At 56.5% G+C, this 18,284-nt stretch carries 20 protein-coding genes and 1 riboswitch; of the genes, 4 read left to right on the top strand and 16 right to left on the bottom strand.

What is annotated here, in order from left to right; genetic code table 11:
- Positions 1 to 7 precede the first annotated feature (7 nt).
- Positions 8 to 652 (bottom strand): pyrimidine 5'-nucleotidase, encoded by a 645-nt coding sequence (locus FAP39_RS05605; RefSeq protein ID WP_138015407.1) that lies wholly within the window; start codon positions 650 to 652, stop codon positions 8 to 10.
- 111 nt (positions 653 to 763) lie between these two features.
- Here FAP39_RS05605 and FAP39_RS05600 point away from each other — a divergent pair, with 111 nt between their 5' ends.
- Positions 764 to 1,402, top strand: coding sequence for a GntR family transcriptional regulator (locus FAP39_RS05600; RefSeq protein ID WP_138015406.1), 639 nt, complete (start codon positions 764 to 766; stop codon positions 1,400 to 1,402).
- Here FAP39_RS05600 and FAP39_RS05595 read toward each other — a convergent pair.
- Both FAP39_RS05595 and carA read right to left on the bottom strand, forming a co-directional pair.
- Entirely contained in the window at positions 1,380 to 3,275 is a 1,896-nt protein-coding gene (locus FAP39_RS05595) for a glycosyltransferase family 2 protein (RefSeq protein ID WP_138015405.1), read from the bottom strand. The two genes, FAP39_RS05600 and FAP39_RS05595, sit on opposite strands and share 23 nt — an antisense overlap.
- A 92-nt stretch (positions 3,276 to 3,367) precedes the next feature.
- Positions 3,368 to 4,525, bottom strand: a complete 1,158-nt coding sequence (gene carA, locus FAP39_RS05590; RefSeq protein WP_138015404.1) for a glutamine-hydrolyzing carbamoyl-phosphate synthase small subunit — start codon at positions 4,523 to 4,525, stop codon at positions 3,368 to 3,370.
- Between the two features lie 183 nt (positions 4,526 to 4,708).
- Here carA and FAP39_RS05585 point away from each other — a divergent pair, with 183 nt between their 5' ends.
- Positions 4,709 to 5,167 carry a GatB/YqeY domain-containing protein gene (locus tag FAP39_RS05585; protein WP_138015403.1) on the top strand — a complete coding sequence of 153 codons (459 nt, stop codon included), beginning with the start codon at positions 4,709 to 4,711 and terminating at the stop codon, positions 5,165 to 5,167.
- A gap of 80 nt (positions 5,168 to 5,247) precedes the next feature.
- Here the strand turns inward: FAP39_RS05585 and FAP39_RS05580 are convergent, their stop codons facing one another.
- The 4 genes from FAP39_RS05580 to FAP39_RS05565 form a co-directional block, all read right to left on the bottom strand.
- On the bottom strand, positions 5,248 to 6,045 hold the full coding sequence (locus FAP39_RS05580) for a phytanoyl-CoA dioxygenase family protein (RefSeq protein ID WP_138015402.1): 798 nt from the start codon (positions 6,043 to 6,045) through the stop codon (positions 5,248 to 5,250).
- 124 nt (positions 6,046 to 6,169) lie between these two features.
- Positions 6,170 to 6,913, bottom strand: a complete 744-nt coding sequence (locus FAP39_RS05575) for a maleate cis-trans isomerase family protein (RefSeq protein ID WP_138015401.1) — start codon at positions 6,911 to 6,913, stop codon at positions 6,170 to 6,172.
- 16 nt (positions 6,914 to 6,929) lie between these two features.
- Positions 6,930 to 8,123 carry a diaminopropionate ammonia-lyase gene (locus FAP39_RS05570; protein ID WP_138015400.1) on the bottom strand — a complete coding sequence of 398 codons (1,194 nt, stop codon included), beginning with the start codon at positions 8,121 to 8,123 and terminating at the stop codon, positions 6,930 to 6,932.
- Positions 8,120 to 9,271 carry an amidohydrolase gene (locus FAP39_RS05565; protein ID WP_138015399.1) on the bottom strand — a complete coding sequence of 384 codons (1,152 nt, stop codon included), beginning with the start codon at positions 9,269 to 9,271 and terminating at the stop codon, positions 8,120 to 8,122. Before FAP39_RS05565 ends, FAP39_RS05570 begins: the two co-directional genes overlap by 4 nt.
- Positions 9,272 to 9,392: 121 nt before the next feature.
- Between FAP39_RS05565 and FAP39_RS05560 the strand changes: the two genes are divergently transcribed.
- A complete protein-coding gene (locus FAP39_RS05560; protein ID WP_138015398.1) occupies positions 9,393 to 9,842 on the top strand; it encodes an Lrp/AsnC family transcriptional regulator in 450 nt (149 codons plus the stop codon).
- A gap of 3 nt (positions 9,843 to 9,845) precedes the next feature.
- Here the strand turns inward: FAP39_RS05560 and cobF are convergent, their stop codons facing one another.
- The 7 genes from cobF to cbiE all read right to left on the bottom strand — a co-directional run bounded on the left by cobF (position 9,846) and on the right by cbiE (position 16,071).
- Complete coding sequence (gene cobF / locus FAP39_RS05555; RefSeq protein WP_138015397.1) at positions 9,846 to 10,598, bottom strand: precorrin-6A synthase (deacetylating); 753 nt, start codon at positions 10,596 to 10,598, stop codon at positions 9,846 to 9,848.
- A 60-nt stretch (positions 10,599 to 10,658) separates the two neighbouring features.
- Complete coding sequence (locus FAP39_RS05550) at positions 10,659 to 11,342, bottom strand: energy-coupling factor ABC transporter permease (protein ID WP_138015396.1); 684 nt, start codon at positions 11,340 to 11,342, stop codon at positions 10,659 to 10,661.
- 66 nt (positions 11,343 to 11,408) lie between these two features.
- A riboswitch (cobalamin riboswitch) is annotated at positions 11,409 to 11,634 on the bottom strand.
- 44 nt (positions 11,635 to 11,678) lie between these two features.
- Positions 11,679 to 12,395 carry a uroporphyrinogen-III C-methyltransferase gene (cobA, locus tag FAP39_RS05545; protein ID WP_138015395.1) on the bottom strand — a complete coding sequence of 239 codons (717 nt, stop codon included), beginning with the start codon at positions 12,393 to 12,395 and terminating at the stop codon, positions 11,679 to 11,681.
- Entirely contained in the window at positions 12,392 to 13,708 is a 1,317-nt protein-coding gene (locus tag FAP39_RS05540; RefSeq protein ID WP_425471400.1) for a cobyrinic acid a,c-diamide synthase CobB, read from the bottom strand. The genes cobA and FAP39_RS05540 overlap by 4 nt, the downstream gene beginning before the upstream one ends.
- A complete protein-coding gene (gene cobM / locus FAP39_RS05535) occupies positions 13,695 to 14,489 on the bottom strand; it encodes a precorrin-4 C(11)-methyltransferase (RefSeq protein ID WP_138015393.1) in 795 nt (264 codons plus the stop codon). Before cobM ends, FAP39_RS05540 begins: the two co-directional genes overlap by 14 nt.
- A complete protein-coding gene (locus tag FAP39_RS05530; RefSeq protein WP_138015392.1) occupies positions 14,486 to 14,863 on the bottom strand; it encodes a cobalamin biosynthesis protein in 378 nt (125 codons plus the stop codon). The genes cobM and FAP39_RS05530 overlap by 4 nt, the downstream gene beginning before the upstream one ends.
- Complete coding sequence (gene cbiE, locus FAP39_RS05525) at positions 14,860 to 16,071, bottom strand: precorrin-6y C5,15-methyltransferase (decarboxylating) subunit CbiE (protein ID WP_138015391.1); 1,212 nt, start codon at positions 16,069 to 16,071, stop codon at positions 14,860 to 14,862. Before cbiE ends, FAP39_RS05530 begins: the two co-directional genes overlap by 4 nt.
- Here cbiE and FAP39_RS05520 point away from each other — a divergent pair.
- Complete coding sequence (locus tag FAP39_RS05520) at positions 16,070 to 16,828, top strand: cobalt-precorrin-6A reductase (protein ID WP_138015390.1); 759 nt, start codon at positions 16,070 to 16,072, stop codon at positions 16,826 to 16,828. The genes cbiE and FAP39_RS05520 overlap by 2 nt on opposite strands.
- On the opposite strand, the gene cobJ is transcribed toward FAP39_RS05520, so the two are convergent.
- Together cobJ and FAP39_RS05510 are read right to left on the bottom strand one after the other, a co-directional pair.
- Positions 16,801 to 17,553, bottom strand: coding sequence for a precorrin-3B C(17)-methyltransferase (gene cobJ, locus FAP39_RS05515; RefSeq protein ID WP_138015389.1), 753 nt, complete (start codon positions 17,551 to 17,553; stop codon positions 16,801 to 16,803). The genes FAP39_RS05520 and cobJ overlap by 28 nt on opposite strands.
- A complete protein-coding gene (locus FAP39_RS05510) occupies positions 17,550 to 18,281 on the bottom strand; it encodes a precorrin-2 C(20)-methyltransferase (RefSeq protein ID WP_138015388.1) in 732 nt (243 codons plus the stop codon). Before FAP39_RS05510 ends, cobJ begins: the two co-directional genes overlap by 4 nt.
- Positions 18,282 to 18,284 lie beyond the last annotated feature (3 nt).

Genomic DNA, 18,284 nt, shown 5'->3' with positions numbered 1-18,284 from the left:
CGGTGATTTAGCGCAGTTTGGCCAGAAACCCGGCAAGGTCCGATGTCTGGTGGTGGATGTGGTCCGCGTCAATTGCAGTGTCGGCCACATGTACGGTGCGCATGCCCATATCGTGAGGCGCTTTTAGGTTGCGCGGGTCATCTTCGAACATTGCGGCCGTGTGTGTTGTGGTGCCATCCAACTCGAACACAGTCTCGAATGCAGCGCGTTCCGGTTTTGGTAAAAAGTTGGCGTGTTCGACACCGTAGACAGCATCGAAAAGCCCATTCAGGCCTCTGGCTGCTAATACCTGTTCTGCATATGGGGCAGTGCCATTGGTATAGACGATACATCGACCGGGCAGGGCAGCAATCTGTGCCGCCAGCGCAGGATCAGGATCCAATACATCAAACGAAATGTCGTGAACGTCAACAAGATAGGGTGTGGGGTCTACATCGTGTTCTCGCATCAATCCGGCCAAGGTGGTCCCGTAGTGACGCCAATAATGCTGGCGCAAGTGATCCGCTCTTGCACGATCTACGCCCAAGGCATCCATGACATATTGGGTCATCCTGACTTCGATTTGGTCAAACAGCCGCGCTTGGGGCGGGTACAAGGTGTTGTCCAGATCGAACACCCAAGTCGCGACATGAGAAAATGAGTCTTTGGGCATAGGGTGAACCTTGGTTGAGATGCACCACGGTGCAATGGTGGGGTTGAAAAGATAGGGCCTGCAGGCATAGTCTCGACGCTAGCGCGATATGTGCAGAAAGAAAGATAAATCATGTCTCAGGTGCGGTCACCACACAAAGATGCTTACACGCTTATTCTCGAGGCGATTGACGTCGGCGTCTATAAGCCCGGCGATCGCCTTGTCGAGAGCGATCTGGCCGAACGGTTCGGCGTTTCGAGAACGCCCATTCGAGAGGCGCTTCAGCGTCTGGAAACCCAGTCATTGCTGGCGCGAGACGGCCGAAGCCTGATTGTGTCATCCTTGGATCACAACCAGATGGCCGAGCTGTATGTTGTACGGACCGAACTTGAAGGGTTGGCGGCACGGTTGGCGGCCCGCCACGCCACCGAAGAAGAGGTACGTGTTTTGCGGGATATGGTTTCGGATGATCATCGATTGGTAAATGATCCTTCCGCACTTGCGCGGGCCAATCGTCGATTTCATAAACAAATCCACCTTGCGTCGCACAACCGGTATCTGGTTCAGCAACTTGACTTGGTACATCGGTCTATGGCGTTGATGGCGACAACGTCAATTGCTGTGGAAGGGCGCGGAGAAGACACGCTTGTTGAACATGCCGCAATTGTCGATGCGATTGAGGCACGTCAAGAATTGGCGGCTTACGAAGCGCTCCGTGATCATATCTCCAAAGCGTTTGTCACGCGTCTCAAACAGGAATCTGATTCCTGATCAGGTGGTCGCGGTGGCTTCTGTGGTTTTTCCGTGTGCAGTTTTGTCCCAATAGAACGGACGAAAGGCTAGCTCGAACAGAGCTTTGTAAGCGGCAAGCGTGGCCAGCGTGAAATAGATTGGCATCGTCAATATCCAGCCAAACAGAGCGATGCGATTTTGACCCGAGATCGCCCTTGCTGCGATCGTTGCGTTGATCAAGCCGATACACAACAGCGCCACAGCGACGAGTTTCATGGCAGGTGGTGGCAGCCAGCCTATGATAGGATGCCCCCCCCCCAAGCAGTGTGCCCCAGAACATCCAGATCAACGGCGCAAGAATGAACTGAGACAGGGTGGCGACAAAAATGAGTTGGACACCCAAAAATTGACGGGGGCCGATTTCTGACCAAAGCCGGAGCGGGCTGCGCATATGGACCAGATAGGTGGTCATGTATCCCTTGAGCCAGCGTGATCGCTGACGGACCCAAGCCAAGGGACGACAGTTGGCCTCTTCTTGGGTGACCGTCGTCAGAAGCTCTGTACGATATCCAAAGCGTGCCAACCGAATCCCCAAATCGGCATCTTCAGTGACATTATGCGCGTCCCATCCTCCGACGGCCTCGATGACGTCGCGGCGCAAAAACAGGGTTGTTCCCCCAAGCGGGATCGGGAAGCCCATGCGAGCCAAACCCGGAAGCACCACGCGAAACCACGTAGAATATTCTATTGTAAAACAACGTGATAACCAGTTTGTCCAAGGGTTGTAATAGTCCAGTACACCTTGCAGGCAGGCCACATCAGGATCAGCACTGGCGAAATGTTTGGCAACGTGTTCCAGTTGCGCAGGTGCGGGGGCATCTTCGGCGTCCCAGATGCCGACAATGTTTCCTTTGCAAAAATCCAATGCGTAGTTAAGTGCGCGTGGTTTCGTCGTCAGCCCGCTTCCAGCGGGGACTTCGACGACTCTTAGCCATCGTGGCAAAGCTGTACGAGATATGGTTGCGCGGGTGAGGTCATCCTTTTCTTCAAGAACCAACAGCACATCAAGCAGCGCTTTGGGATACGAGAGTTTTGCGAGGCGTGCGATTAATGCGTGCGCAATCTCAGTCTCTTTGTACAACGGGACCATAATGGATATGCGTGGAAGCGGTGCGCGCGGCGCACTTTGGGTCTGCGCAAGCGGAGCGCGCTTGTGTGCCACAGTGGCCAACGTCTTCATGGTTGCAACTGCGAAGAGGGAAAACAATGCCCACAGGGTAAGAAGCACAAGAACCGAATTGGCAAAAATCGCACAGGTGATCAGGCTTGCGCCGATGAGCCCCCATACTTTTGCGGCATGTGTCGACTGGGTGATATTCCAGTTCCGACAGCTATAGATGGGATCGGTCCGGGTCTCAGCTTGGCGGGTCAGAGCGCGCCGGTGCAACGTCGCCAGACAGGTTTCGACATCCGTCTCTGTGGATACTGCAATCAATGCGCGCCGTACTTCCAGTGGCAGATTTGGCCTCTGGGTCTCTAGGTGCTCGGGGCGTCCGGTCACCAGAATAAGCAAGCCTCCGACCGACATCCACGGTACGATGTTGTATTTTAAACATAAATCTGGGGGCAGGATATTGGTCAGACGTGGGTCGGGCGGTTGTATTCTCAGGTTCACGCTTTGTGCAGTCAGGTGTCTGGCCAGAGCGTCGCGCCAGTCCTCAGGAGTGATCCACCCATTTGACAGTAAGATATCCCCCAAAGGGGCATCCCATTGTTTTTGCTTGTCCAAAGCATAAAACAACTGCCAAGGGGCAATCAGGTCAGTTTCAAGGAGATGGCGCCCAAGAGAAATCTGCCCCAAATGGTGCGGGGCCGCTGCGGCCTCGCGCATTTGTAGTCTTGGTTCGCTCATGCCCCCGCCCTCGCTTATCTTGGAGCAAGATCGTGCGCGAGGATGGGTTAATAAGGTATTAATAAAGGTGAAGGTTTCACCTTTTCAACGCGTTAAGCTTTGCGCTCTGCCATGTAGGCCGCAAATTTCTCAAACAGATAGAAGCTGTCCTGCGGTCCGGGGCTTGCTTCGGGGTGATGTTGGACCGAATACACTGGGCGGTCCGTCATGCGAATCCCACAATTTGACCCATCAAACAAAGAGCGATGTGTTTCCGCGATGCCCTCCGGCAACGATTGTGCATCGACTGCAAACCCGTGGTTCATGGATGTGATCTCAACCTTGTTGGTTTCCAGATCCTTAACAGGGTGGTTTGCGCCGTGGTGGCCGTGGTTCATCTTGACGGTTTTTGCGCCAAGCGCCAAGGCCAGCATCTGATGCCCAAGACAAATGCCAAACACCGGCAGATCTGTTTTGAGAATATCTTTGATCATTGGCACGGCATACGCACCGGTCGCCGCAGGATCACCGGGGCCGTTGGACAAAAAGACACCATCGGGGTTATGGGCTAGGATGTCGTCGGCGGTGGCAGAGGCAGGCAATACCGTGACATCACAGCCAGCAGACGCCAAGCAGCGCAGGATGTTGCGTTTTGCACCGTAATCAATTGCCACAACTTTGTGCTTTGGGGCTTCTTGACGGCTATAGCCCTCGGGCCACGCCCAGCGCATTTCATCCCAGCGATATGACTGTGCACAGGTCACGGTCTTGGCAAGATCAAGCCCCTCGAGGCCCGAGAACCCACGTGCTTTGGCGATCAGGGCATCCGTGTCAAAAATTCCATCCGGGTTATGGGCCAAGGCGGCGTGTGGCGCGCCTTGCTGACGAATGGCGCGCGTCAGACTGCGGGTATCAATGCCGCCAATCGCGATGCGTCCGCGCGACGCGAGCCAGTTTGACAGTGTGTCGGTCGAGCGCCAGTTCGAGGGCTCGGTCGGATCCCATTTAACCACCATGCCTGCGGCGGCTGGATCGGCTGTTTCGTCATCTTCTGGCGTGACGCCCGTGTTGCCGATGTGGGGGAAGGTAAAGGTCACAATCTGGCCCGCATAGGACGGATCGGTCATGATTTCCTGATATCCGGTCATCGCTGTGTTAAAACAAAGCTCTGCCACAGTCTCGCCGGTGGCACCAAATCCACGTCCATAAAACAAGGTGCCATCTGCAAGGGCAAGGCAGGCGGTCGGGGTAGTTTTCGTCTCGTGGGGCATGGTGCGACTCTCTGGCTGGCAAATTGTCGGGAAACTATGTCGGCACGCGCGCAGCGTCAAGGGATGGGGTAAATTCAGATATTGTTGAAAAACAGTATCTTAGCTGAATTGACACAAGGTTGCCACGCGATGCCGCATTATATATGGTCCGAGCCTTGTGATTATTAGCAATTGGCGAACCGAATGACACTGCGAGACGAAATCAATTCTGCGATGAAACAGGCGATGCGTGATCGAGCCGCTGATCGGCTTTCGACGCTGCGGCTGATCATTGCTGCGATCAAGGACCGTGACATTGCTGCGCGCGGCGATGGAGCTGAAGAGGGCGTTGGTGACGCTGAGGTGCTGTCCATTTTGTCCAAAATGGTCAAACAGCGTCAGGAAAGTGCGCGGACCTACGAAGAAGGTGGGCGTCTTGATCTGGCCGAGCGCGAGCTTTCGGAAATTACGGTCATCGAAGATTTCCTGCCAAAGCAACTGAGTGACGCGGAAATTGTAGCTGCTATCGAAGCCGCTGTTGCGGACACAGGTGCCAGTTCTATTCGTGATATGGGCAAAATCATGGGTGCGCTCAAATCCAAATACACCGGTCAAATGGATTTTGGCAAAGTCGGACCAATGGTTAAGAACCAACTGAGCTAGCCGAACTGACTGGTTAGGGCAGATATGAGATGCCAAGAACACGATAAAGCCGCCCTCGGGCGGCTTTATGCGTTGTTGTCTTACTTTGGCCAGATGGTTGGGAACCAATCTTGGCGCAGCTTTTCGCCTGCTCGCATACCATGGTTGGGAAAGGGCGGTGATGTTGGGCCGGGGCGCTCGACATAGTGTGCATCATCCCCCAGAAGGCGGAGAGAAAAGGCCCGTCGGCGGGTTGTTGACGTATTGCCTCGCGCCCCGTGCAGAACATCAAAGTTGAAGGCCACCGCGTCGCCGGGTTCCATCGTCCATTCGAGCACGCGCATGCCTTCTGCATCGGGATCAGGAATTGGCATATAATCGTCTTCGTTGGCAAAAAAGCTTTCTTCGCTGACCCACCGTGTCGGCAATACGGGTTTTTCCCAGGTGTGCGATCCAGCCACCATGCGCAATGTGGCCTCTTGCACGGGATCAACCGGCGACCAAAAGCTGACGGTTTGTTTGCCTCGCACAAAATAGTAAGGCCCATCCGTGTGCCATGGCGTGGCCATAGAGGTTCCGGGTTCTTTGACAAGCACATGATCATGAAACACCTGAACGGTGTTTGATTTCATCAGATCGGAAGCCACCTGCGCTGCGGCAGAGTTTCGAATGACGTCCTCGAACTCTGGAATGGATTGCCAATTGCAATAATCGTCAAAAAACCGCCCCGTCTGGCCGGATTTCTCGTTATTTGACGCATACGGTCCAGGGTTTTCCATATTGCGTTCAATACCAGCCCGCAGCGTTTGCACATGATCGGCAAACAGGCCCCGCACCAATACCACGCCGTCCTTTTGAAACGCGTCAATGTCCTGCTCGCTCAATAGCGGATGTGTCATGTTGATACCTTACTTAGAGTTTGGCAGATGCTGATCCGATCGGAAGGTCAGGTCAAGATACCAAACGCCTCGTGGGATCAATTGAGATGGCATTTGAAACAACTAAGCTTTTGTCGACAAGGGGTTATTTGGTGAATAGCTGGCCAAATTCCGGGTGTATGTCCGGCACGTTGGCCAAGCGCAACATATGCCAGGCGAGGGCTTGATTGCTGGATAGAACTGGAACGCCCGTGCGCTGCTCGATCTCTGGGATGATCCGCAAACACCGCAGATTGGTGCACGAAATGACGATGGCGTCACACGGCGACATCTCGGCCACTGCAAGGGCGGCTTGGACAATCGACTGTTCGCAAATGCGCGCGACAACACGATCGTCGCCTTCTTCGAACGAGCCAAAGCCGGCAATGCTAAATCCTGCATCCTCCAGTCTGGATCGCATCTTTTGAGAGACGTCGGCCACATACGGTGTCACAAACCCGAGTCGTTTTGCATCCAACGCGTGTCCTGCTGCCACAATTGCCGCGAGCGGGTCGGTCACTTGGGCGTTGGGGCGTTCAGATTTGATGGCCTGCGCAACCCCATCCGATCCAATGACCGAAGACGCAGAGGTGCATCCGTAGCCGATCACGTCAAATTCCAAAGATGACGGGAACAGCCCAACCGATTTCGGAAGATCTGTTTCCATACGCGCCAACGTGTCAGGGCGGATTTCGGCAACCATCGGGATGCGGCTGTGATACAGAGCGACACCGGTGATATCGGTCATGGTTGCGAACTCGCTCTCGAGCGTTTCGTCAGTTTCCAGCACGATGATGCCCAAATTGGCGCGTGTGCCAATGCCGCCGTCTGTGGTGAATTCCAGTTTCATCCGAGGCTCCTGTGCCTTAGCCAAGCGTTGTGCCGGTCATGATAGCATCAAAAATGTCAGGGTCCGTGACCCCTTCGGAGCCAATCAACAAGATGCGTGATGTGTCATCCAGCCCAAGCTGTTCGGATAGGCTCAGCGATTGACGTGCCGCAATCAGGGCCGCAAGTCCGGCCACGGCGCTTTCTCCAGCGTCGAGCGCGGGATCACCGTCCAGAGGTCTGGCCAAAAGACGCACAGTGGGGGCCACAATGCTGTCGGGAATGGTCACATAGTCGTTGGCTTCTTCTGCCAGAATGTCCCACGCCATTTCAGACGGCTCCCCACAAGACAATCCCGCCATAATGGTCTCTTCTGCGATATCGACCGATGTGGCGACGCCTGTGCGCGCGCTCTCGTACAAACACGCGGCCAGTTCGGGTTCGACAATCACAACCCGAGGGCACGCATCCCCCCAGTATTGTTTCAGGCTTGCCGTGACCGATGCCGCCAGACCGCCGACGCCCCCTTGCAGGAATACATGTGTCGGGGCACTGGTGAGGGCTTCGCAGGCCTCGCGGGTCATGACGCCATATCCGGTCATTACGTCTCGAGGAGGTTCAGAATACCCCTCCCAACTGGTGTCCGACACGACAAACCAGCCATTCTCATCGGCTTCGGCGCGGGCAAGGGCGACCGAGGCATCATAATCCCCGTCGATTCGAATGACCTCGGCGCCCAAATCCCGCATGGCTTGGGCACGCCCTTCGCTGACCTCTGCGTGGATATAGATACGACAAGGTGCGCCAAAACGTTGACAGCCCCACGCCAATGACCGGCCATGGTTGCCATCTGTTGCCGACACCAAGGTAATCTGCGTGCATACTTCCGCATAGCGGCCATCGCGAATGTCTTGCAAGCTGACCGGATGGCCCACACGGCGCGAGACCTCTTGCGCCAAGACCCGCAGCGCCGCATAGGCCGCGCCAAGCGCCTTAAAACTGCCCAGACCAAAGCGGGGGCCCTCGTGTTTATAGTCAATGCGCGCGACATTCACGCGTTTGGCGAGATGCGCCAGCGACACCATAGGGGTTGGCGCATAGCCGTCCCATGCGGTGATCTCGGTCCACGCGGCCTCAAACCCCGATCTGGGCAACACGTGGTCGACGGCTGTCCCAGCTTTGGGCGTGGCCGCAATGTGGTGCAATTCGGCGTGTGCAAAAATATCAATCATAGTCTGTCCTTTTCGACTGGCAGGCGATCCTTGACCAACTGCACCCAGAAGTTTGCGCCAATCGGCAGCAACGCATCATTAAAATCATAATCCGAGGCATGAAGTGGCTGTCCATTTGGGCCGTCCATGCCATTGCCCAACAGCAAAAAACATGCCGGAACCGCAGTGGCAAAATGTGCGAAATCTTCGGAAAAACTCATCGGGGTGCGATCCTGAATGACGCTCAACCCTGCGGCACCCCCAGCGCGATAGACGGCCTCGGTCGGGGTTCGGGCATTGATCGTTTCGACAAACTCGGTGCGAAATTCCACATCAATGGTCACACCATGGGCCGCGGCAACTCCTGCCGATATCTGTCGCATCAAATGTTCAATGCGTGCGCGATCTTCGGGGGCTCGCGCGCGGGCATCCCCCTTGAGCACCGCCTGACCGGGTAAAACGTTGCGCTGACCATCCGTCGAGAACTCTGTCACGGAGACCACAGCACCCGCGCCGGGGGCGAGTTTACGTGCAACAATGGTTTGCAACGCGAGAACGAGCTCTGCTCCGACGGTGATGGCGTCGACCCCAACTTGGGGCATTGAAGCATGTCCCCCTTGGCCAGTGATTGTGATTTCGAACAGGCTCTCGCTGCTGCAAATCAATCCGGCACGCGTCGAGATTTCCCCAACGGGTGCGCCGGGCAGATTGTGAATGGCATAGATTTCATCCAGTGGAATGCGCTCCAGCACGCCTTCTTGGATCATGGCCTGTGCCCCAAGCCCAAGTTCTTCGTTTGGCTGGAATATGAATGCGACGGTTCCATCAAACCCGCCGTCCTCGACCAGACGTTCGGCTGCTCCCAAAAGCATGGTCATATGCCCGTCATGGCCGCAGGCATGCATCACACCCTTGGTTTGGGACGTATAGGAGTGGCGTGAGGTTTCAGTGATCGGAAGCGCGTCCATGTCTGCACGCAATCCAATCGCCCGGTTTCCCGACCCGGCGCGTAAAATGCCCACGACCCCAACACCCGTTTGAACTTCGATACCAAGATTTTCGAGGTGTGCGGCGATGGCCTGCTTGGTGCGCTCTTCTTGAAAGCCAACTTCGGGATTTCGATGAAAATCCTGCCTTAAGGCGGTCAGTTTGTCATGAAACGCGCTCATTTGATCCCTCGTACTCAGTGTTACGGAGATAATATGAGACTTGAGGAATTTATTTCTTTTGATTTTCCCAATATTCGAGGAAATTAGTCGTGAAGCGAGAGTTTTGAGAGGAAATGCAGAAGTGGATGAACGAGATTTAGATATTCTGAGACTTGTGCAATCGAATGCGCGACTCACAGCGGAAGCTATTGGTCATGACGTCGGGTTGTCGCCGGCCGCCGTGCAAAAACGATTGCAAAAGATGCGGGCATCAGGGGTCATCGAGCGTGAAATTGCAGTGATCAACCCGTCTAAGCTTGGGCGGGAGATGACGATCATTGTCGAGGTTCTTTTGGAGCGCGAGAGCCGCGCCCAACTTGAGGCCTTTAAACGTCGGATGCGTGCAGCACCTTGTGTTCAGCAATGTTACTATACCACTGGCGAGGGTGACTTTGTCCTGATCCTGAACGTGCGCGATATCAACGAATACGAAGAGTTCACTCAAACGCATTTCTTTGATGAATCGAACCTCAGCCGCTTTAAGACCGCCGTGGTGATGGATCGGGTCAAAGTGTCTTTGGATGTGCTTTGAGCGTTAGGATTTGCGCAAAAGATATATATCCATGATCCAGCCATGTGCCTCGCGGGCTTTTGTGCGGGTGTCCTGAATGACGGGGCCTATGTCTGAAAGGGGGCCCTGTAACAGGATTTGTTCGGGCATCCCGACATAGCCACCCCACCATATGTGCACGCCCTCGGTGTCAATATGCTGGAACGAACACTGCCCATCCAACATCACCGCAACCGTGTCTACGTCGGCGGGCCAACCATGATCGCGCAAGCGTCGTCCTGTGGTTATCTGTACCGGAGCGCCGAGCGTATTCAGCGGAATGGCATGCGCGGCAGTCAGCATTTGCAGGCTTGTGATGCCGGGCACGACATGGACGTCAATGGCCATACCTTTGGCCAAGACGCGATCTGCAATCCGCAGCGTGCTGTCATAAAGCGATGGATCGCCCCATACCATCAAGGCCACAGACCCAGTGGGGGGGACGTGGGTTTCGATCAAACCAGACCAAATCGTTGCCAATGCATCATGCCACGTGTTCACACCGTCAAGGTATTCTGGCGTATTTGCATCCCGCACGGGATAATCAAACTCTACGACTTTTGGAGATGTCGTAAGAACATCTCGGGCAATCATGCGCCGAAGATCAGCCAGCTCGGATTTTTCGGCCCCTTTGCGCGGGAGCAAAATGACATCGGCTGTTTCCAGCATGCGAATGGCTTGCAATGTCAGGTGCTCGGGGTTTCCCGATCCGATGCCGACAAGAGACAGAGTGATCATGGTAGGTCTTTCGTTAAGGATGCGGCCCCATCGATAGGGGCCGCAGATGGTCAGTTTAGCTTAAGACACAGAGCCTTTATAGACGCGCTCTGCGACCAAGTTGGTGTGTTCCAAGCGATGAAGCGCTTTGGCGGCGGCCAGCACGGCGAGATCCGCAATTGGTTCGACAATTACGACCAACATATAGGATGCGCCAAAGGCCCCAATTGCAGCAAAGTTTTCCGCGCCAAAGCCTTGGCCGTATACCGCCCAAAAGGCGACCCACGCCACAACGCCGCCTTGATACGCAGTCGAAAGGGCAAGCGCCTGACGGTACTTCAGATCGACATAGGCCGTTTGGGGCGCAATGATACGCTTGGCCAAGGCCGCAATTGCGAACAGGGGCACCAGCAAGGTTGTCACGTTCATGAAATATTGCGGCAAATCTGCGGGGGCAAAAAGAAGACCTTGAATGGCCAAGCCAGCCATCAGGCCAACCGCGGCCGGGGCCGCCCCGAACATGAGAAAGATGGTCGATCCCAGAATAAAGTGCACTTCCGAAACCCCGACCGGATACTTCGGCAAGACTTCGAAAAAGACAAACACGGCCAGAGTTGCCAGAAGGCTGCGCAAGAGGAATGCGGCAATGCCGTTTTCCTTGCAGGTCTGCGCGATCAGTTTCACGCCGTATGTGGCTGCGCCAGCTGCAGTTGCATAAGACAACACGAGTTTAGCGCCGGTTACGACACCGGGTTCAATATGCATGGTTTTGGTTTCCTTTTCATTGCGCAATCCCCGCGCAACAGGATGAGAAAAAACAGGCAAAATGCCTGCGGTTGCATGCTATTGGCCGGTCTCCGGGCTTGCGAGTGGGAGTCCCTTCCCATCAATGACCACCTTCCCGCGGATTCGAACGCAGTGGCATTTGACCATTGATTGTCTCGCTTACCGTTGCGGGGGCAGCGCCGGACTGGACCAGATAAATGGTCGTCACCGTCTTCCCGTTTCATCTCAGGCTCAAATCAGAGCCTGAAACACCAGTAGCACCTCTTTCTAAGAACGACAGTCATCTCAGGTCAACAGGCAAAATGACATCGACGTTTAATCTGCCAAATCTCCGAACATGATCAGCCCCGGCGCACTGGAAATGTTGTGCGCCAACTGGGTTGCAAGCTCTGACATCGTGGCCCGCTGCAAGGTTTGGTCGGCGTGACTTACGTTTTCGGCCAACAAGGCCGGGCACGTGCGTGGCAATCCGGTTTGAAACAGCTTTTCTGCCAAAGCTGGAAACGTCCGCTTGGGCATAAACAGTACCGTTGTGGCCCCCGGGTCTGCAAGCGCCTGAAGATTGAGGTCACCGGGCAAAGCGCCAGCGATGTCATGGCCCGTCACAAACTGGACGCGGCGCGAGACAAGCCGTCGCGTCAAGGGAATTTGTGCCGCGGCCGCAGCAGCGCAGGCCGATGTCACGCCGGGGATGATTTCGAAATCAATTCCGGCCGCCCGCAGTTCGGTAATTTCTTCTTCAAGGCGGCCAAAAATACCAGAGTCACCAGATTTAAGCCGGACAACACGGGCACCGGATTGGGCATATTCTACCAACAATCTGCTGACATGGTCCTGTTTGGGCGAAGGACGGCCCGCACGTTTACCTACGCCCACCAGATCGGCGTCTTTGCCGGCGTGCTCAAGGATCGGACCCGATGATAGGTCATCAAAAAGAACGGCATCTGCGTGTTTCAGGCGGTCCACAGCCTTGAGTGTCAATAATTCGGGGTCGCCGGGGCCTGATCCGACAAAGCTAACAAATCCGCTCATGCGCTTGCCTCTGCAATCAAATGGAAAAACGTGCCGGTGACATGTCCGCGGATAGACCCGGTTTCTGGAACAGGGTTGCCATCCGCATCCCCGACCTGCGCCAGCGGCGCGTCAGGTTCATCCAAAATAGTTGAATAGTGAAACTCGTGTCCACGCAGGCGCGCCCCTTGTGCGAACCCGGGCATGGATGCCTGTAATGTGGCCTGTCTGTACCCCAAGTGGAATTTGCGTTTTTCATACGAGGTGACCAACCCAAGCAAGCCAGCCATCTGATGGTGTGTGCCGTCCTTGTCAATCAGGGTCTCGCCCAATGCCATGTACCCGCCGCATTCGCCATGCACAGGCTTGGTTTTTGCGTGCTCTCTGAGGCCAGTCAAATATGTCGAGGCCGCCGCCAGTCGCCCCGCGTGCAACTCGGGATAGCCACCTGGCAACCAGACCAGATCGGCGCTGGGATCGGGGGCCTGATCCGCGAGCGGTGAAAACGGCATGATTTCGGCACCCGCATTCCGCCAGCCGGTCAATAGATGCGGATAGGTGAAGCTAAAGGCGGCATCTTGGGCAAGGGCAATGCGCTGGGCCGGTGGCTTGGGCAGGTCCCCCACGTCGGCATTGCCCGCGCGCGCGGCCGCTTTGATCGCCTCAAGGTCGACGTGATCGCGCAGGAACGTGGCATAGCCTTTGATGGCTTCTTCCAGATCAGGGTGTTCTACGGCTTGGATCAGACCAAGGTGACGCTCTGGCAATGCCAGATCTCCGCGACGTGGCAGTACCCCGAGCACATTGATTCCGGCCTTATCCATTCCCAAACGGGCAAGACGCTCATGCCGTGGGCTGGCACAGCGATTGAGAATGACACCGGCAAATGGCAACTCTGGCGCATAAGATTTGAACCCCAATGCCGTTGCTGCTGCGGATTGGGCTTGGCCGCCCACATCAATCACCAGAACAACAGGCCATCCCATGCGCAGGGCGGTTTCCGCGCTCGAGCCAAATCCTGCCTCGCCCTTGGTTGCCACACCGTCATACAGGCCCATTGACCCCTCTGACACGATGATGTCAGCCCCAGCGGATTGTTGGGAAATTCCCCCAAGCAACCCTGTAGGCATGGCCCATGTGTCGATGTTGAACGATGGGCGACCCGCCGCAGCGCGATGGAATGCGGGGTCGATGTAATCAGGCCCCGATTTAAAAGGCTGCACGTTCAACCCGTCTTCGGCCAGTGCGCGCAACAGACCCAACATTACGGTGGTCTTGCCTGTGCCGGATGATGGCGCAGAAATTAACAGTCCAGGGGCATTAGTCATCGCCATGGCTCCAGCTTGACCAAGGGCTATCGGCTGTTTGTGGACGATAGCGCCGGTCGTATTCGGTTGCGTAAAGGCAGCTTTCTTCAAAGCCTTCGCCCGCAAGTGCGGGGCCGACAAGAATAAGTGCCGTGCGGGTAATGTTTTCTGTCACAGAGGTTTTCAAATCGCCCAGCGTGGTGCGGATCACTTGTTGATCTGGCCAAGACGCCCGATACACCACCGCAACAGGGCATGAGGACCCATAACCAGGGGTCAAATCAGCAATCACCTGATCCAGATTTCCAATTGATAAATGGATTGCCAGCGTCGCGCCTGTGGCGGCAAAGTTGCGCAGGGTTTCGCCTTTGGGCATCGAAGACGCGCGCCCCGGCGTGCGTGTCAGGATCACAGATTGCGCCAAACCGGGTAGCGTTAGCTCGGTTTCAAGTGCCGCGGCTGCCGCGGCAAAGCTGGGCACACCCGGTGTCACGCTAAAGGGAATGTCTTCGGCGCGAAGGCGGCGCAATTGCTCGCCCAGAGCCGACCAAACCGAAAGATCGCCCGAATGCAAACGCGCGACATCCAACCCGGCGACATGGGCCGACTTGCACTCGGCTATGATGGCATCCAAATCCATCGGTGCCGTGTTGATGATGCGGGCATCCGTGGGGCAGTGCGCAAGGATTTCTTCGGGCACCAGCGATCCTGCATATAGGCACACAGGGCTGGATGCGATCAGATCACGCCCCCGAAGGGTGATCAAATCAGGCGCGCCCGGGCCTGCGCCGATGAAATGAACTGTCATTGGGGGTCTCCTTTGAGGGACTGGGCAAGCGCGCAGGTCGCCATGCGATCCGAGGACACATGACGCTGGGCAATAAGGGTGGCATTTGGCCCAGACGCTGCAAGGGCGCAGGCTTCGGCGACACTTCCTGTGCCGCGTTTTTCAAGCACGCGGTTGGATTGCGTCGGTGTGGAAATGGCCGTCATGGCGTCTGATGATACCGCATGAATCGTCAGGCCCAAGGTGGTCGCCAGTGTCTTAAGACATGTGTCTGCGGCCTTGTCTTTTGGCGCACTGAGCGCATCCACCTTTTGGCCGCGACTGGCCTGCAGCAGCGCGTCGCGCAGACTCTCTGATGTGGCGGCCCCGCGAAATCCAAAACCGGCCACAATCATTTGGTCACGCTCCATTGCACAATGGGATAGCTGGATTTCCATCCGCGTTTACGTCCCAGAGGTTTGCTCTGGGCAAGCTCGATCCGCATCAATGATCCCCCTTTCTCGGCGTGCCACTCTGCCAGCAAAACTTCGGCTTCAAGTGTGACGCCATTGGCGACCAGTCGACCGCGATCTGGCAGCCGGTCCCAGACAGTGTCCAACATCTGATGGCTGATACCGCCGCCGATGAACACAGCGTCAGGCGTATCTAGCCAGGTAAGCGCATCAGGTGCGTCCCCCGTGACCACATTCAGCCGCTCAAGCCCAAGGCGTCTTGCGTTGTCGCGAATACGCTCGGCCCGTGTCGCGTCTATTTCAACAGAGGTGGCGCGCATGGTCGGGTGTGCCCATAACCACTCCAGCCCAATAGAGCCTGATCCACCACCGATATCCCACAGATATTCGTGGGGACGCGGAGCCAACGCCGAAAGCGTGAGCGCACGTATCGGGCGTTTGGTGATCTGGCCGTCGTTTTCAAAAATGTCATCCGGGCGTCCCGACGCCAGAGGTATTACAGCGCCGTCCCCTGCGACCTCAATCGCCAACACCACGGGGTGCTGGATGTCGGTCAGGGCCATATCGGACAGCATGTCTGCGGCCATGATGTGACGGATGCGTTCGCGCGGGCCGCCCAGTGCTTCGAGCACATGCAGGTTGGACGCCCCAAAACCTTCGGAGACGAGCCAGTCAGCGCATTGCGCGACGGCGTCCCCGTCGCGCAATGTGATAATAATACGGGATTTTGGGAACAGGTGCGGTTTGAGTTGAGAAAACCGCGCAGCATGCAGACCAAACGTCAGCGTGGTCTCGAGGGGCCATCCCAAGCTGGCCGCGGCCAGAGACATGCACGATGGCGCGGGCAGGGCGCGCCATTCTGACGGGGGAATATGGCGTGCCAATACAGCCCCCGCGCCGTGCCAAAACGGATCGCCAGACGCCAACATGACAACCGGTTCACCGCGCAGGTCCAGCAATTGCGCAATGCCCTCTGAAAAGGGTACAGGCCATGTGATGATCTCTGCATCCAAATCAGGCAAAAGCGCCACGTGGCGGGCGGCGCCCATAATGAATTTGGCATCGGCAAGGGCTTGACGGCTTGCGGGGGGCAGGCCATCCAGTGCATCTTCGCCAAGCCCGACAATGGTCAGCCAAGGAGTGTCAGACATGTCCGTGAATCTCCTGATCTTGGGAGGCACCACCGAAGCCAGCGCCTTGGCGCGCGCCGTTGCCGAGCGGGGCCTCAAAGCCACGTTTTCTTACGCCGGTCGGGTTAACACCCCACGTACGCAACCGATTCCGCACCGTATCGGCGGTTTTGGCGGTGTCGAGGGCCTGATGACGTATCTGCGCGACCATAACATCACGCATGTGATTGATGCCACGCATCCTTTTGCTGCGCAAATGAGTTGGAACGCGTTTCACGCCTGTGAGCGCGCGCGCGTGCCCTTGGTGGCGTTGACGCGACCGGCTTGGGTCGCCCAAGACGGGGATACTTGGCGCAATGTGCCGGATGTCGACGGCGCCGTGGCCGCACTGAGCGGCGCCCGTTTGCGCGTCATGCTGGCCTTGGGGCGGCTGCATATGGATGCCTTTGGAGCACAACCGCAGCACCATTATGTGCTGCGTCTGGTGGATGCGCCGGAGACACCGCCGTGCTTGCCCGATCACAGCATTGTGGTTGCGCGCGGGCCTTTTGACCTGACCGGAGATCTGGCCCTGTTTCGCAGTCATAATATCGAAGTTGTCGTGTGCAAAAACGCAGGGGGCAGTGGTGCGCAAGCCAAGTTGCTTGCCGCACGCGCGCTGGGCCTGCCGGTCATCATGATCGACCGGCCCATTTTGCCCGAGCGCGCGGAAACCGCCACACCCGAGGGCGTTTTGCAGTGGCTCGGGTCTCATTCCGGTATGGAACGCGGCGTATAGACCAAAGGTGCGCCTGCGCGCGCAATGATACGTGTCCGTGATGATCCCAAAATTACCACAGTGCGCATATCCGCCATATCAGGCGTGGCTTCATTCAGGGGGACAATCTTGATCGTTTGGTCTGGCCGCGACACGTTGCGGGCAAAAATAATCGGGCGGGCATCGTTGCATTCACGCTGCAACAGCGCCAGCGCCTTTTCAAACCCCTCGGGGCGGGATTTTGAACGCGGATTATAGAATGCCATGGCGAAATCAGCTTGCGCTGCCAGTTGCAGCCGCTTTTCGATGATTGCCCAAGGTTTCATATTATCGGACAGGTTGATGGTGCAGAAATCATGCCCCAATGGCGCGCCGCATGCCGCCGACGCGGCAAGCATGGCGGTGATGCCCGGCAGAATGCGGATATCCAGATCGCGCCATTTTGGATCGCCATGTTCAACGGCTTCCAAGACGGCCGCGGCCATGGCAAAAACGCCCGGATCGCCAGACGACACCACAACCACGCGCTTGCCTTGGCTGGCCATTTCAAGGGCGTGACGCGACCGATCCAGTTCAACGCGATTGTCACTGGGGTGCAATGTCAAACCGTCTCGGGGCTGGACACGTTCGACATAGGGGATGTAGCCGACAATATCGGTGGCCTGATCCAAGGCGTCTTGGGCTTCTGGCGTGACAAGGGCATCATTCCCCGGCCCAAGTCCTGCAATGACGATCCAACCGGTCATGGGCGTCGCCCCTGACCATGTACGATCACGATCGAGAAATACGGCGTGACTTTGTCCGTCATTTCCGAGAGCTTGGTCACTGTCTGGTTCGGCATCGTGGCAAATTGCACGATCCATGCGTCGTCAAACTTGCCAGATGCCTTGAGCGCGCGGACCACCTTGTCAAAGTTGCGGCCAATTTTCATGACCACCAAGGCGTCGGTGTCTTGCATGTGACGAGTCAGCTTGTCCTCGTCCAAGGTGCCCATCAACACGGTCAGCACATCGTCGCCCCACGTGATGGGCGCCCCCGTTGCGGTCCATGATCCGGACATACCTGTGATTGCAGGCACAACTTCGACTGGCACCACGTCTTTGAGGCGCGTAAACAAATGCATGAATGAGCCGTAAAAGAACGGATCCCCTTCGCACAGCACGATCACATCTTCGCCGCTTTCAGCCAGCGCGCGCACATGGGCCGCGACCTCGGTGTAAAACGCCGAGAGAATTTCGTTGTACCTTGGGTCAGACACCGGAATTTCCGTGGTCACAGGATATTCCATGGGGAATTCGATGGCATTCTCGGCCAGCAGGCCTTGTACCATTTGTCGAGCCTGGCCTTTGCGGCCGGCTTTGCGGAAAAAGGCAACATGTTTGGCGTTGCGCAGCAGGCGGTCAGACTTGACGCTCATCAATTCCTGATCGCCGGGGCCAAGGCCCAGACCATAAACGGTGCCGATCTTTGTCATCTG

Source organism: Shimia litoralis (assembly GCF_005518135.1).
In the GTDB taxonomy this organism is placed as follows: Bacteria; Pseudomonadota; Alphaproteobacteria; order Rhodobacterales; family Rhodobacteraceae; genus Shimia_E; species Shimia_E litoralis.
Note: the sequence above shows the minus strand (reverse complement) of the source record. Positions and strands in the feature narration are given on the sequence as shown.